Here is a 15988-nt window from a genome sequence, read left to right on the forward strand (position 1 = left end):
ACACGACACATTAACACCGATTGGTGGAATGGTTCCACTTATAAACATGCTTTTAGGTACCGTGTTTGGAGGGATCGGACTTGGGTTTATGAATGTCGTCATGCATGCAATGATTGCTGTGTTTCTAGCCGGATTAATGGTGGGACGTACACCGGAGTTTCTTAACAAAAAAATAGAAGGAAAAGAAATGAAGTTAATAGCAGTCACGATTGTGTCTCAGCCATTACTTATTCTTGGAGCTGCAGCAATTGCATTTTCTACGAATCTAGGAACAGATGCAATTTCTAATCCGGGTTTTCATGGTTTAACGCAAATTATATATGAATACACGTCATCTGCTGTTAACAACGGATCTGGATTTGAAGGATTAAGGGATAACACGCCTTTTTGGAATCTTTCAACGGGAATTGTTATGTATATTGGTAGATATTTAGGTGTGATTACAATGCTTGCCGTCGCAGTTGGACTCAAAAGGAAAAAGGTTGTACCTGAGACTAGAGGAACCTTTCAAACAGATAATCGGTTATTTGGAGGAATTCTACTTGGGACTATCTTTTTAATAGGTGCCTTAACATTTCTGCCGGTACTTATACTAGGACCGGTTGCTGAATTTCTTACAATATCATAGTGAAACTTTAATTTGTTTAGGCTTTTACTAATGCATTCTCTTTAATAAAGTGTTAAATTTAATTTAATTAAAGTAAATAAAAATTAACATAAAGATAATTATATGTTAAACTTTATTAAAATTAATTTAATGTAATTTTATTGTGCAAATTGCTATAAGAAAATTAGGAGGATTAGATAAATGAAGGAGATTGAAAGCAAAGATATACAAAAATGGAAAGACCAATATCCTTTACTAAGCAGGCTCATTTCGATGGAAGAAGTATTTTGGATTAATCCCAATATCGAAAAATTTCAAACGGGAATTAAAAAATCCCCCCTCACTCAAGAAGATGTAAGGGATGCAGAGGAAAGGTTGAAACGTTTTGCTCCATATATTGCTAAGGTTTTTCCAGAAACAAAAGGAATGAACGGTATCATAGAATCACCTTTAGTGAGAGTTCCTTTCATGAAACAATCCTTAGAACAGGATTATCAACAACCTATATTAGGTGAATTATTGTTAAAGTGTGATAGTCATCTTCCTATATCAGGATCTATTAAAGCAAGAGGGGGAATTTATGAAATTCTCAAACATGCAGAGGAATTAGCTTTTCAACATCAAATGTTAACGATACAAGATGATTATTCGATTTTAGATAGTGATAAGTTTCGAAGTTTCTTCTCGCAATATTCAATTGCAGTAGGCTCGACTGGAAATTTAGGTCTTAGTATAGGTATTATGAGTGCTAAGTTAGGTTTTAATGTGACTGTTCATATGTCAGCCGATGCAAAAGAGTGGAAAAAAGATTTGTTAAGAAGTAAAAATGTGACAGTGATTGAATACGAAGCTGATTATAGTAAAGCGGTAGAAGAAGGGCGACTGCAAGCAAATGCAGACCCTAGTTGCTATTTTGTTGATGATGAAAACTCCCATGATTTGTTTTTAGGATATGCGGTAGCGGCATCTCGTTTGCAAAAACAATTAGAAGAGTTAGAGATAACAGTAAATGATGAACATCCTTTATTTGTTTACCTTCCGTGCGGAGTAGGTGGTGGACCTGGAGGAGTAGCATTTGGCTTAAAGTTATTGTATAAAGACAATGCCCATTGTTTCTTTGCAGAACCTACCCACTCTCCATGTATGTTACTTGGTTTAATGACTGGACTTCATGATAAAATTTCTGTACAAGATATTGGCATTGATAATGTCACAGACGCGGACGGACTTGCTGTAGGAAGACCATCTGGATTTGTGGGTAAAACTATGGAACCTTTTTTAAGTGGTAGTTATACAGTTAGCGATGAACAGTTGTATAAGTTACTTAAGAAATTAGTCGATACAGAGGGGCTCCATTTAGAACCTTCTGCACTAGCAGGGATGATAGGACCAATGAAATTATGTAAAGAGGGAACCGATTATTTATTGAAGCATAATTTAACAGAAAAAGTGAGGAAGGGTACACATATTATTTGGGGGACTGGTGGAAGTATGGTTCCTGAAGAAGTGAGGAAGCAATATTATCAAAAAGGCTTGAATTTAGCGCTAGAGAACTAGAAGTAATTTAACACGGGGGTAGTTTAACCCCCGTGTTTTTTTATTCGAATTTTTTTGTTATTTTTAACGTGGTTCATTATAGTATAGATATAGGCTTTTTTTGAAAGTAAGGACTTGACGATATAAGCTTAATAAATTCGTTATACAATAGAAAGCTTCATTTTACATAAATAAGAGGATGTGTATATACAATGTCACTACAGTCAAAATATTTAGCGGGTATTTCACTTGGGGTAATGGGAGTAGGGTTTGCGGCGACTATTCCATTTCAGGAATCGATGATAGGAACAATTGTACAAGGTGGATTTGAAGCAGGATTAGTAGGGGGGCTTGCTGATTGGTTTGCAGTCACGGCACTATTCCGTCATCCAATGGGAATTCCAATTCCGCATACAGCCCTACTTCCAAAAAATCGTAAACGGATTACGAAAGGCCTCGTTTCCACACTGGAGAATGATTGGCTGACAAAAGAAAGCATAACAAATAAAGTGAAGGAAATGAGGTTAGCACAAATGGTGTTACAGATTGCAGAAAGAGAGCTGCAATCTGATGCTGTGAAAAAAGGGATTGTTACAATTGCTGAAAAAGCGATTCTTCAAATTGATATCGAAAAGTTAGCTATTGTAATTGAAAAAGAATTAAAAACATATTTACATACGATTAATACAGGAAATATACTGCAAGTCCTTATTGATCAATTGGTTGTACAAGAATATGATGAAAAAACACTTGATTACATGTTAGTTAAAGCGAAAGAGTGGACGGCTCAAGATGAAGCCCGTTATCAACTTGGAAGTTTAGGCATGAAAGCGATGGAAAATATAAAAGTGGATGGATTCTTGCAGTTTACTCTAAAATCTTTCATGAATATTGTAGATGAAGAAAAAATCGGAAGCATATTGCAGAAGTTTGTGATTAGTAATATTAGTAGTTTACAAAATCCTGATAATACCACAAGACAACTTATATTAATGAAAGTTCGTCAAGAACTTATTAATGTGAAGGAAAATGAAGCGGTATTACAGGAATTAGAGAATTGGAAAGAAAGTTGGATCGCAAATTGGAATGCGGCTGACAAGATAAAAGAATTGTTAGGACAAGCGCAGGTAAGAGCAGTCGCTTTTATTAAAAAAGAAGAGTTTGCAGATCAATATCTTCTTCCATTTTTAACGAAGCAAATGAACAAAGTGAAAGAAGATCCAGTAACAGTTCAAAAAATGGAAGGCTGGTTGCAAAAGCAAATTGTAAATCTTGTTGAAAATAATCATTCCAAGATTGGAAAGCTTGTACAAGAAAACCTTGATAAGTTAGACGATCAAACATTGATTGAAATGATTGAAAATAACGTCGGCAAAGATTTGCAATGGATTCGTGTGAATGGTGCTGTTTGCGGGTTTATGATTGGGTTAGTTTTGGAAGGGATTAAAGCACTTATATAGAAAAAAACCTTCCTCATGATATGAAATGCATGTGGAAGGTTTTTAGTATCCGAAGAAGTTTCCTTCCTCAATTATATGCTAGCGTTTCATTCTTCAAGAAGGCTTATGTTTGTATTATAAGCTTTTTGAATGTTTAGCTGATGTGTTCCGTTTCCGAGCTTTAGTGTGTTTTTATACCATTGTTCTTGCTGATTTGAGTCTGGATTTTCTTTTGAAGAATTATTCACCTTTTTCGTTAACTCTTCTACATGTTCCCAAGGTGTATTCCCATGAGAATCTTTTTGATTTGTTACTGCTGATAGTGTTATGTCGCTATCTTTTACAAGATGAACAGACACGTTTGATCTTTCTTGTACAGACCAATTGCTTTGTAATTGGCCTGGGTAAAGAGAGAGTTCTCTTTCAGAACCGCGAATTTCCACATTTTTATTCTGCGGGAGGACAAGTGTTGCTGTCATTCTTGACTGTGAAGCAAAGAACTTATGGTGAACAGGTAATGGTTTTAATGTCACATACATTGCTTCACCAACTGTGTGAATGGCAATGAAATCTTCCTGTTTTAGTTTGTTCTTTTCATTTGCTTTCATAGTCATTTCATATGTTCCTAATAAATGCACTTTATTAATGTTACTGCCTTCTATTGTAAGAGGAGTATTACTCGTATCAACTACAATCTTTTTAATAGAATCAGGGATGTCATGTTGCACTTCTGGGATGTTATTCGTTTGTTCAGTTGCTCCAATTGAATAACGAATCTCCTCTAGTAATCCAGTGGATAATAATAAATGGAATAAAATTCCAACAGTCCCTAATGCACCGATAAAGAAAATACTAAATATATCATATTTAATAATAGGCTGCTCTTTTTTAGAGAATGTAACGTATAGTAAAATCTCGATGCCAAGCACAATGAAAAGAATAGGCCACCATGCTGTGAAGTTATCAAATACTTGTATACCTTTTATAGTTGAAAATAATAAGAAACAACCTAATGTGATAATTGAAATCCCCATAGATATCGTTCCTACACGCCATGTTCTCATTCTTTAGCACCGCCTTTTTCTTCTTTATTCCCTAGTAATAATTTAAAGCCACCACCAATTAAAAGGAGGGCAACGATAGATGTTTGGAAATAGCGATAATATAATTCACTAATATGAATATTGAATATAGTAGCGAAATAATCGTCAAAAATAGGGAGGAGTGTTTGATCTAGTAAATAATAGCAACCTAACCCGATGAGTCCGATACCAAGCCATTTTTGATGATTAATAAAATAATCGATAATAGGTGTGTCTTGTAAATCTTCTTTTCCGTATTTGGATGTTTGCTGTAATGTATCGAAAAAGCTATAAAACCAAATGATAGGTACTAAAAATAAGAAGACGGAAAGTCTTAATAAATCAAGCATATAAATGGCAAGTAAAAAGGCTGCCATTAGTTGAAGACCACGGCGCTGTAAGCCTAAATACATATGACCCGCTCCAGGGAACATCGCTAAAATAGAAGCGAATGTTTTACTTTTCCTTCCTTGTTCTCGGTGCTCCTCAAAATCTTCGAAAATAGTACGATCGACTAATATTTCCCCACGTTCTTTTTTCTGCAGCTGCTGGACGACATCGAAGAAATTATAAATCCATAGAACAGGTAACGTAGCGAGAAAGATAAGAAAGCTTTCACGAGATGTTAATAGTGTAACGAATATAATCATGCTACCTAGTCCTGTAAAAGCGACTAAAAATGTAAGTCCACGCTGCATAAGTCCTAATTGGAAATGCCCAAGTCCAGGGATGATGGATAAGAGAATGATATAAAATCGTTCACTTTCACGTGCTGCTTCTTGCGTTAGGTCTTTCTCTTTTTTCCATGACTGATTCACTATAGAAATAATTAAGTCTAGTATATTTATTCCCCATACAAGTGCTAATAAAAATAGGATAAGGAAAACAATCCCGTGATTTCCGAAGTTAATAGTAAAGCCTATCGCAGCGAGAAATAATAATAATGAACTACCACCATATATAATAAAACGACCAATTCGCTTTAAATATAAATGTCCAAGCCCAGGAATCAACCCTAGAACTAGCGCTAAAAATGGGTTTTTATTCATGTTTTGAACCTCCGTTCGTTTTTGAAGTGTGTATAGTTTTGTTTAAAATTTGTTTTGAAATCGAAACCCCACTTTGTTTGGAAGATTGTTCAAAACTAGAAGTCACTGTGAAAATATAATGGAATAAACCGCTTGCCATAAAAATTAAAGTAGCTGCAGTTGCAATTATGTAGTGAATGAGCGTACTTTTTATTTGTCTTGGTTGCTTCTTACTCATTTTTTCTTCAGACTTAAGTTTTTCGAATTTGATTTGCTTCATAACCTCATTTGTAAATGAATCATCATTTATGATTGGAAGGTTTTCATTTTGTTCATCAATGATTTCCATATAAAGTGCTAAACAATGATCACATTCATAAAGATGTTGTTCCATAGATTCACGTTCGTTATGTGATAGAAGATCTAAAGTGTAATTGCACCAAGCTTCTTTTGAAAAATGCGTCATAAAAAATCTTCCTCCTTCCAATGTTTTTTGATCCATTTTCTTGCTCTATAAAGCTTCATTTCGACTGTTTTGACTTCAGCATTTTGTTGAGTAGCAATTTCTTGATAACTTTTGTCTTCTAAGTAATGTGCGAGAACGACATCACGATAATTCTCTGGAAGTTCTCTTAGTTTTTGAGCAATCAGCAATTTTTGCTCTTTCGTCAGTAACAATGCCTCAATATTATGAGAGGATTTTATATTTTCCTGAGTTTCGTTTGATAAGGAGAGCTCTACTTTTTCCCTTTCTTTCTTTCTTTCTTTCTTTCTCTTATAATCAATGGCATGATTTGTAGCAATCCGTGCCATCCACGTTTTTAATCCGCGGAATTGATAGTTAGGGAGAGAGGCGTGAATTTTTACGAATACTTCTTGTGTGACATCTTGGGCATCTTCCTCATGTCTTAAAATAGCAAAAATAACTTGGAAAATATAATGACGGTATGTTTCTACAAGGATGCGAAAAGCATGTTCACTTCCTTGTTGTGCTTTTTCAATTAATTGTTTTTCCTCAATGGTTCTCTCCCTCCTTTTTGACGCATTCTATTATATAGACGTAAGAAATGGGAAGTCCCCCTACACATGATGTAAAAAAAGAATAATATATTTTAAGAGAAGAGGCTACTTCAAAAGGTGTGAAAAAATGTTATAGAGAAGTATATAATGAGAAATAGGGAAATGTTACATGGAGAAAGGATGTGAATGTTAGTAGAGGAACTCCTATACTAACAAACATGAAAATAAAAGTATTGATAGCCGATGATAACTCTTTTATTAGAGAAGGCATGAAAATTATTTTAAGTACATACGAAGAATTCGAAGTGCTAGAAACAGTAAATGATGGGCAAGAGGCTCTAGATTATTGCAAAAAACATGATGTAGATATTGCACTTTTAGATGTTCGAATGCCAAATATGAATGGTGTAGAGGCGACGAAGCTAATTTGTGAGGAGACAAAAACAAAGCCGCTTATTTTAACGACATTTGATGATGATGAGTATATTTTGGAGGCAGTAAAAAACGGAGCGAAAGGTTATTTGTTAAAAAATAACGACCCGGAGCGCATTCGTGATGCGATAAAAGGAGTATATAACGGGCAAACTGTTATGCAAGACGTAGTGCTTGATAAAATTAAGTGTAACTTACTGGAAAATAAAGAAGATGAGTCGAAAATAGATAAGACTCTTTTTACAGAGAGGGAACTTAGTATTATTGCATTAATTGCAAAAGGTTTCTCTAATAAAGAAATTTCAAAACAGCTTTTTATATCAGAAGGAACAATTGCAAATTATATTACGTCTATTTTAGGGAAAACGGGTCTTGAACATCGTACGCAAATTGCGATTTATTATTTAACAGGGAAAGTAGACTGATTTTATGGAGTTTTGGTTCATTGTAAGTAAATTAATTGTCTTCTTATATATAGTGTTCAGTTATATTCACTCAAATGTTACGAACTTACCTTGGGTTATATTTATTTTGCTTTCGTACCTTTGTATAAACGTGACAATTTCTATTTTAAAAAAAGATGCGTATAAAAAAATATTAATTGGACTATCAATCGGTATTATCGCTTTGTTTACATGGAGGATTCATCCGTTTTTTATTTTGTTTTTACCTTTGAACTTATACGAAATTGTATCTTATTACATAGAAAAGAAATGGCAGATCTTTTTCATTATGATTCTCCCTATCGTTTTTGCGGATGAAAGTGTTCAAATGACATATGGACTCATTACTGCATTTTGTTTTCTTGTTTTAATGATGGCAGACCGTTACATAGTACGATTACTAAAGCTTGAAAAGCAAAATGATAAGATGCGAAAAGATATGCAGCGGCTCACAAAAAGTTTACATGAAAATAAAGAATACATAAGGCAATCAGAATACACATTTAAGTTAGAAGAACGAAATCGATTATCACAAGAAATTCATGATAAAATTGGTCACTCTATGACAGGTGCACTTATTCAAATGGAAGCAGCAAAGAGATTGATGGAAATAGATAAAGTGAAAGCTACGGAGTTACTACAAAATGCGATTCATATTTCTAAAGATGGGATTGAAAATATTAGAATTACCCTTAAAAATATGAAACCACCAACTGAACAAATTGGAATTCATCGTATGAAATTATTCATAGATGAATTTGCGAGCAAGCATGATATAAAAATTCCGTTTGTGTATAAAGGGAATTTGGATACAATTTCCCCTATCCAATGGAAAATCATTGGTGAAAATATTATGGAGGCGTTAACGAATGCGATGAAATATGCTGATGCGACAGTTATTTCAATAGATATTCATGTACTTAACAAGATGGTCAAGGTACAGGTGAAAGATAACGGAAAGGGTGTAGTCTTTGTTAAAAAAGGACTCGGTATTATTGGGATGGAGGAGAGAACAGCGTCTGTTAATGGGAAAATAATTGTAGATGGAACGAATGGCTTTTCGGTAACAATGTTGTTGCCGATTCAGTAAGACATGATTGAGATGAAGGATCTCATATAAAAAAAGTGAATATTCTCATGTGAAAAGAATGAACTTCTGCACTGAGCAGGTTCATTCTTTTTGTTTATAATAACAGCAGAGAAACTGAAATAGGGGTGAAATGATGAACGCATTAGAAATAAAAAATTTAACAAAAAAATTTGGTGATTTCATCGCAGTAGATAATATGTCTTTAGCTATTAAAGAAGGAGAGATATTTGGATTTCTAGGATCAAACGGTGCTGGTAAAAGTACAACAATTAATATGATTGCTGGATTGTTAAGAAGTAATGAAGGTGAGATTAGCATACTAGGAAAAAATACAAAGAAACATAATCGTTTTGCGAAAATGAACATTGGAATTGTACCGCAAGATATAGCAATTTATGAGGAGTTAACCACCTATGAAAATGTGAAATTCTTTGCGGGTTTGTATGGATTACGAGGTGCAGAATTAAAAGCGAGAGTAGAAGAAGCATTGCAGTTTGTAGGACTAAGTGATAAACATAAAAGTTATCCAAAGAACTTTTCGGGTGGGATGAAACGCAGACTTAACATTGCTTGTGCCATTGCGCATCATCCGAAGTTAATTATTATGGATGAGCCGACCGTTGGAATTGATCCGCAATCAAGAAACTACATTCTTCAGTCTGTACGAAAATTAAATGAGATGGGGAGCACAATTATTTATACAAGTCACTATATGGAAGAAGTAGAAGAAATTTGTACGAAAATTGCAATTGTAGATCACGGTAAAGTAATTGCAGAAGGTACGAAAGAACAATTAAAAGCGATTATTACAGATACAAAGGATATTTGGATTGAAGTGAAGTCAGTCGAAAATCTAGACGTAGCTAAATTAAAAGAGATTAATGGCGTCAAAGCTGTTCAAATCGAAGAGAACGTGATTAAAGTGCATTCTGATGCAGGGTTGAATAATTTAAACAAAATTATTCAACATTTTATTAATCATGATATTGAGATCCGTTCGTTAGAAGAGCAAGCGCCTAACTTAGAAACAGTATTCCTTACACTGACAGGCAGAAACTTACGAGATAAATAAATTTTTATTAAGAGAAAAAGGGAGGTTCATCGATTGAACATCTTCAATATTGCGATTATGCACATCAAAAGAGACTTTCGGGATATTAGAACATTAGTTTTTATGTTGGCATTCCCAATTGTGCTTATGCTTATATTAGGAACAGCTTTAACGAATGCATTTAATGGGGAAGGCCAGTCTATTAAAGATATACAAGTATTATATAAAGATGAAGCAAGTAGTACGTTCTCTCAATCATTTGAAGCATTTGCGAAAGAAACAAGTAAATCGGGAATTCACTTTAAAAAAGCCTCAAATGAAATAGATGGCAAAGAAGAAGTGAAACAAAATAAATATGCCGGATATTTAGAAATGAATAAAGACGGTGTGAAATTATATGAGAGTGATCGAAATAGTGTTGAAGGAAGTATCATTGAAGGGATGCTTACGACATTTGTTGATAAGTACAATGTAGCAGTAGAAGTTGCGAAAGTGGATCTTAGTAAGGTTAGCACAGTTATCTCAAATGGAAATCATGATGATTATATAAAAGAAACATCTTTACAAGCTGCTAAAAAACCAAGTTCTATGGATTACTATGCAATTGTAATGACGACAATGATTGTTTTATATGCAGCGATGGGAGCAAGTTATTTAATTCGTGGAGAGCGACTTAGAAAAACGGGTGATCGCTTAATTGCGGCACCTGTTAGTAAAGCAGAAATTTTTATAGGAAAAATATTTGGTAGTCTTGTAGCAAATACGCTTTGTCTACTTCTCGTCGTTTTCTTTAGTAAATTTGTCTATAAGGCGAATTGGGGTGACCATCTTGGAGTAATCTTTCTTATTTTATTAACGGAAGTCTTGCTTGCAATTAGCTTTGGATTAGGAATTGGATATATTACAAAAACAGGAGAAGCATCTAAAGCGATTATTATGGTTGTTGTGCAATTAGCTTCTATTTTTGGAGGAGCATATTTCGTAGTTGAAGAAAATGTAGTTACGAATTTATCACCATTAACATGGGCGAATACAGCGATTATGAAAATTGTTTATGCAAATGACATAGGAGCTGCATTACCCGTTATCTTTTTAAATCTTGGTATTTCAGCACTCTTTTTATTGCTTGCGATTATCGCATTACGCAGACGGGAGGGGTTATAGTATGAAAGATATTTTATGGCTTATACAAAAAACATTATCTGTGCTTTTGAAAAATAAAAAAGGATTACTAATTATTATTGGTTTACCAATAATAGGGTCTTTAATTTCTTTTTCGATATATGGAAATGTAGGGCAAGGGACGTTAAACATTGGGGTTGTAAATAAAGAAAATCAGTATATAGCAAATGATACGGTGAAGTTTTTAGAGGGATTAAATCATGTAAAAGTGAGTAAGATTAAGGAATCAGAAGTAGAAGATAAGCTTACTTCGAAAAAACTTGATGGAGTAATTACGTTAAATAAAGGTTTTTCACAAAGTGTTCGAGATGGGAAACCGAGTCATATTGAGGTTGCATTGATAAAAGGTGATCAAGTAACAGGGTTTGTAAAATCATACTTGTATAATTATATTGATAATATAGTTGCTATTAGTAAAGTCGCGCAAAATGATCAAAGTACGTTTGATAACATGTATGCGGGTTATCAAAAAAGTTCATTTAAAGTAAAAGCTGAGACGCTTCAAGATACTTCAAAAAATAAAGATATGACGAATCAAACTGTCGGTTATCTCATTATGTTTATGTTGTTTTCAGCGGTGAATTTATCAGAACTCATTTTAAAGGAAAAAGAGAATAGAACGTATTTTAGATTATTATCAACCCCGATAGATGGGAAAAAATTTATATTATCTAACGTAGCTGTTAATATGATTGTTTTAGTCGTTCAAATTGTTGTCGCAGTGTTATTTATGACGAACGTTTTTCATACGAATATCAATATGCCATTTATGGTCATGATTGGCGTACTGATGATATTTGCTTTAGTAGCAATTGGTATGTCACTAGCCATTGTATCTTTTGCGAAAAGTGCAACTTCTGCAAATGCTATGCAAAATATTATAATAACACCAACGTGCTTACTTGCCGGATGCTTCTTTCCGTTTGAAATTATGCCAACATCAGTGCAAAAAATAGCTGATTTTCTCCCTCAACGTTGGTTATTAGATACGATAGGAAAATTACAACAAGGGACGCCATTTGCAGATTTATATTTAAACATTTTAATTTTGTTTGCTTTTGCAATTGCCTTCTTCTTAATTGCGATTTATAAGTTTGGTCGTAATAATGACGCGAGGAATTTTATGTAATAGGAAGGGATGCGGTATGGTGCCGCATCCCTTTTTGTATGTTTGTAATCTAAAGTATCTTTTGTAATATTGGTATGCTTTTATATAAAACTTCATTATGAGCACCTTGCACAATATATTTGTCACCTTCTAAAAGGAAAACGCTATTTGTAACGACATTGCCATCACCCAACTTTGTGAGTATGTCGTCTACAACTTTACCATCTGCCCATTTTATTTTTGAACGTGAGGGAACCACTTGTAAATATTGAATCGTTTCTTCCATATCACCTGCAATTAGTATAGTTTGAATATTTCTTTTCTGTATAATGCCCCTGTTTTGATTTAGTTCATCGAGAAACTGATTTTGGGTGTGCATTTTACTATAAGGTAGGAATTTAAGAGAAGATCCTGTCTTTATAAATAAATAATTTCCGTAATATTTACAAGGAATAATATCTTTTAGCCCTTGAAAGTGAGTTTGAATTGCTTCGACTTTAAGCATCTTATATAAGATGCTTAAGTAGTTTATATACTGTTCCATATATAAATGAACGATATTTATTTTAGAGGACATACATACAGGGAGAGTGCTTCCTGTCCAATAGCTATAATTGGGAGGTGAGCCAGCGTTTGGTGTGCAAAGGAGGATTAATTGATCTACATCTGTATGATATTCCTCACTTTGAACATAAGATCGTGCCACGAGCCCTCCCATACTATGACAAATCAAATTTACTTTATGGGATCATGTTATGTGTTTTGCTAAATTAATGGTTTTTAATAAATAATTTTGAGCAGCGGTCTGAATTCGTTGTCGCCAATCATAAAAAGAGATAAAAAGATTTTTATTTCTTTGGTATCCCATGTTTTCTAACATCATGATGAAAGGCTCATATACAAACGCAGAGATTCCGAAATTCCAATCACCTGTGCTGGGAATAATTATATTGCTCATAGAGCCAAATAGTCCTGGGACAAAAACGATAGGTTTTTTTCTTGTATTGTTTTTCATAGCGTCCTCCTTTTTATTGAGCATTAAAATTAGATTTTGTTGAACACTATATAATGAAAGTGAGTCTAAGCTAAAGGGGACTGACATGGCAAAAAAGATATTACGTATTATTTCTATTATCATTAGTGCAGTGATTTTTCTAGTTGTTTGGATGCATATTGATGTAACGCTAGGAAGGAACGTGGAAGCTGATAAAAACCAACGGAAAGAGTATGCTCCTCGTTATAGTGATTTTCAATTATATGTAGAGGGAAAAACGCTATATCATCAGCTTTTTTCCGATATAAAAGAAGCGAAAGATTCTATCTTCACGTATTTCTATATCATTTCGAATGATAAAAGTAGCCATACTTTCTTAAATTTGTTAAAGGAAAAAGCAGAAGAAGGGGTACAAGTATACTTATCGGTTGATTGGATTAATGATTTATCTTTTGAAAGAAAATATAAAAATGAATTGCAGGCAAGTGGTGTCCATTTTACATACAGCAGGAAACCGGAGTTCCCATTCTTTTTTTATTCGCTCCATCATCGTAATCATCGCCGTATTACAACGATAGATGGGAAAATAGGGTATAGTGGTGGTTTTAATATAGGTAATGAATACTTAGGGAAAGATAAGCGCTTTGGATATTGGCGAGATTATCATGTGCGATTGCAGGGAGAAGGGGTAACGGATTTAGAGGAGCAGTTTGCGTTAGATTGGAAACGGGATACTTCAGAAGAAATTGCAAGAACAGCTCAATCTACTATTAAAGGAAAGACGTTACACACTATGTCTAGTTATAATGGACATAAAGTTGTTACGAAGTATATGGAATTAATAAAAGAAGCAAAGCGTTCTATCGTGATTGCCACGCCCTATTTTATACCGACAGATAAAGAACTTATGAATGCTTTAATTCAGGCACGAAAGCGGGGAGTATCGGTAAAAATACTTTGGTCTTACAAACCGGACGTTCCGCTTATTAAAGAAGCAGCCTACCCATATATTCGTCAGTCAATTGAAAATGGAATCACTGTATATGGATATAAAAAGGGGATGTTTCATGGGAAAGCAATGATACTCGACAACGAAATAACTGTGATTGGTACAACAAATTTCACTTCGCGTAGTTTTCATATTAATGATGAGATGGATTTTTATGTATATGGTGGCCCGATGATTCAACAAATAAATCAAGCGTTAACACAAGATTTTCAAGATTCAAAGGAGATAACTTCATCATTCTTTGCAAATTTATCATTTTTAGAGAAGTGTAAAGAAAAAATAGCATGGTTGGTTAATTATTATTTATAGGAATCATATAAATGAAAATTAAAATGCTTAGAGTTTATTCTCTGAGCATTTTAATTTTCATTGTAGTGTTTTCAATCCAAGTTTTCAAAAATTAAATGATCTATAAGTCTTTTTTTAAATAGTAATGTTTATAGTCTCTGCCGACATTATCAAGGACACCAAATTCTTGATAACCGTGCTTTTTATAAAAGTCTAATGCTTGAAAGCTTAAAGTATCCACTTTTATGAAATCACAATTCTTTTCTAAAGCTATTTGTTCGATTTCTAATAAAAGTTTAGTCCCATAACCTAGTTTGCGTATGTCTTCATCAATTATAAAAGTATGAATCTCTAACCAATTCCAGCAAATTTCACCTAATATTCCTCCGCGAACCTTGCTGTTTTCATCCTTAAGAAATAAATTAATCTCTTGGTATCTACCTCTTAAATCCACTGGGAAATACTTTAAATTATATTCATAAAGCCGATTGTTAACGTTGTTTTTATCAGTTCCATTTAATTCTTTCGTAATATGTAAATGCATTAATTTCTCCTCCTGCAATTTTTGTGAAATGATTTAGAATATAAAATGAATTACTTTTTCTTGAATACGTATCTTCATCATCTCAATATACTTATTTTAACATAAATATCCTAATATTCTGGTTATTGTTTTTTAAAACATCTATTGTGAATGTGTGGAAAGTAATACCATTCAGAGTGTTATTTTAATTGTTCAAACCATATAACAATTAAAAAGCGAGAATAAATTGTATGAAATTTCATACTCAAAACGTATTTTTTCATCAAAATATCTTTTGAAGGATAAACAAAGATGGTTGAGGAGGATGGAATTGAATCGTCAAACTATTATTCGTGAGATTGTAGAGCGTATGTTCATGGTTAAATTAGATCATCCCTTAAGAGTCGGTGTTAGTGGTATAACAGCTTCTGGGAAAACAACATTTGCAAATGAGTTACAGAAAGAAATTCATTTGCAGGGAGGAAAAGCTGTTCGAACAAGTATAGATAATTTCCATAATCCAAGAATAGTTAGATATTCACAAGGTAAGGAATCGGCTAAAGGATATTATGAAGATGCTCATGATTATAAGGCATTTGCTGAGCGGTTATTGATTCCGTTAGGGCCTGGTGGTGACATGCGATATGATATGAAATCACATGATTTAGAAACGGATATGTATATTGAACCAGATCCCATACTTGCTTCAAAAGACATGGTATTTATAATTGATGGTACTTTTTTATTAAAAAAAGAGTTGCAACATTTATTTGATTATAAAATATTCGTAGAAACGGATTTTGAAATTGCGAGAGAACGTGGTTCGAGTCGAGAAGCAAAAAACTTTTGGAATAAAGAAAAGGCAGAGAGAATGTTTTTACAAAGGTATCACGCTGCTTGTCATATGTATATAGAAGAGCATGGACCGAAGGAATGTGCAGCGGTAGTTTTAATTAATAATGATATTGAAGAACCGAAGGCTGTATTTAAGAGTTTGTGATTGTAACAGTGATACTGATAACAGTTATTGGAAGGGCGTTTCATGAATTGTGTATAATTGGGGCACAGTTTTTTTATATTGTTATGATACTACTTTTTTAGAAAGAGTAAGGTGCGGAAAATACCGCACCTATTTTTAAAGTCAAAGTTGCAGTTT

General features: G+C 33.6%; 14 protein-coding genes and 2 pseudogenes. 10 read left to right on the forward strand and 6 right to left on the reverse strand.

Features of this window, described 5'->3' with window-relative positions; all coding sequences use genetic code 11:
• Position 1: 1 nt before the first annotated feature.
• From JDS96_RS07440 to JDS96_RS07450, 3 genes and pseudogenes are all read left to right on the forward strand, one after another.
• Positions 2-628 (forward strand): annotated as a pseudogene (locus JDS96_RS07440) (potassium-transporting ATPase subunit KdpA); the annotation flags it as partial.
• Positions 629-808: 180 nt separating this feature from the next.
• On the forward strand, positions 809-2164 hold the full coding sequence (locus JDS96_RS07445; protein ID WP_199666493.1) for a D-serine ammonia-lyase: 1356 nt from the start codon (positions 809-811) through the stop codon (positions 2162-2164).
• A 191-nt stretch (positions 2165-2355) separates the two neighbouring features.
• On the forward strand, positions 2356-3603 hold the full coding sequence (locus tag JDS96_RS07450; RefSeq protein ID WP_199666494.1) for a DUF445 domain-containing protein: 1248 nt from the start codon (positions 2356-2358) through the stop codon (positions 3601-3603).
• 86 nt (positions 3604-3689) lie between these two features.
• On the opposite strand, the gene JDS96_RS07455 is transcribed toward JDS96_RS07450, so the two are convergent.
• From JDS96_RS07455 to JDS96_RS07470, 4 genes are read right to left on the reverse strand one after another with little or no spacing between them, the layout of a single operon-like run.
• Positions 3690-4646 carry a LiaF transmembrane domain-containing protein gene (locus JDS96_RS07455; RefSeq protein WP_199666495.1) on the reverse strand — a complete coding sequence of 319 codons (957 nt, stop codon included), beginning with the start codon at positions 4644-4646 and terminating at the stop codon, positions 3690-3692.
• Complete coding sequence (locus tag JDS96_RS07460; protein ID WP_199666496.1) at positions 4643-5713, reverse strand: hypothetical protein; 1071 nt, start codon at positions 5711-5713, stop codon at positions 4643-4645. The genes JDS96_RS07455 and JDS96_RS07460 overlap by 4 nt, the downstream gene beginning before the upstream one ends.
• The gene (locus tag JDS96_RS07465; RefSeq protein ID WP_018766730.1) at positions 5706-6158 is read right to left on the reverse strand and encodes a hypothetical protein; all 453 of its coding nucleotides are present in this window, start codon (positions 6156-6158) and stop codon (positions 5706-5708) included. Before JDS96_RS07465 ends, JDS96_RS07460 begins: the two co-directional genes overlap by 8 nt.
• Positions 6155-6712 (reverse strand): RNA polymerase sigma factor, encoded by a 558-nt coding sequence (locus JDS96_RS07470; protein ID WP_307838168.1) that lies wholly within the window; start codon positions 6710-6712, stop codon positions 6155-6157. Before JDS96_RS07470 ends, JDS96_RS07465 begins: the two co-directional genes overlap by 4 nt.
• Before the next feature lie 218 nt (positions 6713-6930).
• Between JDS96_RS07470 and JDS96_RS07475 the strand changes: the two genes are divergently transcribed.
• From JDS96_RS07475 to JDS96_RS07495, 5 genes are all read left to right on the forward strand, one after another.
• On the forward strand, positions 6931-7569 hold the full coding sequence (locus JDS96_RS07475; protein WP_199666546.1) for a response regulator transcription factor: 639 nt from the start codon (positions 6931-6933) through the stop codon (positions 7567-7569).
• Positions 7570-7573: 4 nt separating this feature from the next.
• Positions 7574-8677, forward strand: coding sequence for a sensor histidine kinase (locus tag JDS96_RS07480; RefSeq protein WP_199666497.1), 1104 nt, complete (start codon positions 7574-7576; stop codon positions 8675-8677).
• Between the two features lie 133 nt (positions 8678-8810).
• Complete coding sequence (locus JDS96_RS07485; RefSeq protein ID WP_018766726.1) at positions 8811-9749, forward strand: ABC transporter ATP-binding protein; 939 nt, start codon at positions 8811-8813, stop codon at positions 9747-9749.
• A gap of 33 nt (positions 9750-9782) precedes the next feature.
• Positions 9783-10892, forward strand: a complete 1110-nt coding sequence (locus JDS96_RS07490; protein WP_199666498.1) for an ABC transporter permease — start codon at positions 9783-9785, stop codon at positions 10890-10892.
• Between the two features lies 1 nt (position 10893).
• Complete coding sequence (locus JDS96_RS07495) at positions 10894-12039, forward strand: ABC transporter permease (protein WP_199666499.1); 1146 nt, start codon at positions 10894-10896, stop codon at positions 12037-12039.
• A gap of 49 nt (positions 12040-12088) precedes the next feature.
• Here the strand turns inward: JDS96_RS07495 and JDS96_RS07500 are convergent.
• Positions 12089-13033, reverse strand: a pseudogene (locus tag JDS96_RS07500) (esterase/lipase family protein).
• Positions 13034-13118: 85 nt separating this feature from the next.
• On the opposite strand from JDS96_RS07500, the gene cls reads away from it, so the two are divergent.
• Complete coding sequence (gene cls, locus JDS96_RS07505; protein ID WP_199666500.1) at positions 13119-14330, forward strand: cardiolipin synthase; 1212 nt, start codon at positions 13119-13121, stop codon at positions 14328-14330.
• Positions 14331-14430: 100 nt separating this feature from the next.
• Here cls and JDS96_RS07510 read toward each other — a convergent pair whose 3' ends face one another.
• On the reverse strand, positions 14431-14853 hold the full coding sequence (locus JDS96_RS07510) for a GNAT family N-acetyltransferase (RefSeq protein WP_199666501.1): 423 nt from the start codon (positions 14851-14853) through the stop codon (positions 14431-14433).
• 310 nt (positions 14854-15163) lie between these two features.
• Here JDS96_RS07510 and JDS96_RS07515 point away from each other — a divergent pair, with 310 nt between their 5' ends.
• The gene (locus tag JDS96_RS07515; RefSeq protein WP_199666502.1) at positions 15164-15832 is read left to right on the forward strand and encodes a nucleoside/nucleotide kinase family protein; all 669 of its coding nucleotides are present in this window, start codon (positions 15164-15166) and stop codon (positions 15830-15832) included.
• The last annotated feature ends 156 nt before the right edge of the window (positions 15833-15988 follow it).

It is taken from the genome of Bacillus cereus group sp. N21 (assembly GCF_016483395.1).
GTDB classification, from domain to species: Bacteria; Bacillota; Bacilli; order Bacillales; family Bacillaceae_G; genus Bacillus_A; species Bacillus_A pseudomycoides.